Raw genomic sequence first — 1,256 nt, forward strand, 5'->3', positions numbered from 1 at the left:
GGTCCGCGCGCCCGCTGCCGCCCGTACGGCCTCATCCACTCCTTCGGATCGCCGTCACGGTCGGGCGTGCGCGGAGGCGCGGGCGAGGACGGCAGTGGCGTGCGCCAGCAGGGCGAGTGCCGCCACCCCGCAGGCCGCGGCGGGCACGGTGCCGGTGCCCCAGGTGGCGACGGCCATCCGCACGGGCCGGTCCAGGACGTCGAATCCCGGCAGCGGCAGCCGTGCGACCAGCAGCGACGCACAGGCGAGCGCTTCCGCGGCGCAGGCGGCCCCGAGCCCGGCCGCCGCTGCCCCGCCGTACCCGTGGACGGCCAGCAGCCGGGCCGTGAACAGCAGCACGCCCAGGGCGACGGTGGGGGCGAGGGCCCCGGGGACCGTGCCCGGGACGAGACCGGCGAGCAGGGCGAGGCCGGTGACCGCGGCGAGCTGGAGAGCGACCACGGCGAGCAGCAGCGGCCGGGCCCGCGCGGCGAAGTCGTCCAGGCCGCGGCTGGCGGCCAGCCGCTGCCCGGCCCGCACGGCGAACAGCCGGGTGCAGGCGGCCGCCGCCGGCACGGCGAGGGCCAGCCCGAGGAGCGGTCCGGTGGCGGGAGGCCACGGTGCGTGGAGGCCGCCGCGGACGAGTTGGTCCAGCAGCCCGTCGCCGTACGCGGCGTACGCGAGGAGGAGCACCGTCCAGGCGGTCAGGGCGAAGGGCGTGCGCCCCGGGGCGCGCAGCGGACCGTGCCGCAGGGAGGCGCCGACCGCCACGGCGAGGGCGAGCAGCCCGGCCGCGGTGACGGCGGGCCGCACCGGTCCGGTGGTGTACGTCTGGGCGGCGGTGGTGAGGCAGGCCGCGGCGCCGGGCAGGAGGGTGGCCGGGAACCACCGGGCGGGCGGCGGGGCCGTGTCGCGCTCACGGGCACGCACGGGGCGGGGGCGGTCGTCGCCTCGCGGTACGCGCGCGTAGAGCTCCTCCGCCAGGGAGAAGACGTCGCGGTGGCGGAAGCGGGCCGCGGTGCGGTCGGTCAGCCCCCGGGCCTCCAGGCCCGCGGCGATCTCCAGGGGGTCCACGGCCCGCTCGCACAGGTCCCGGTGCCGGTGCAGGAGGACCTTCACGGGGTCGGCGGGGCCGCGGGTGGGGGCGGTGCGCTCAGGCACGGGCACCCCCGAGGGGCGCCGCGCCCGCGGGGGCGTGCGGCGGGCCGCCGTGTCCTGCGGGGGTGCGCGGCGCGGCGGCGGGGCCGGGTGCGGCCCAGGCGGGTGCCGGGCGGGGG

General features: G+C 81.0%; 1 protein-coding gene. It reads right to left on the minus strand.

What is annotated here, in order from left to right; all coding sequences use genetic code 11:
- Positions 1-54: 54 nt before the first annotated feature.
- Positions 55-1,140, minus strand: a complete 1,086-nt coding sequence (locus BJP40_RS34855) for a hypothetical protein (protein WP_193097144.1) — start codon at positions 1,138-1,140, stop codon at positions 55-57.
- Positions 1,141-1,256 lie beyond the last annotated feature (116 nt).

The organism is Streptomyces sp. CC53 (genome assembly GCF_001865245.1).
Lineage (GTDB): Bacteria > Actinomycetota > Actinomycetes > Streptomycetales > Streptomycetaceae > Streptomyces.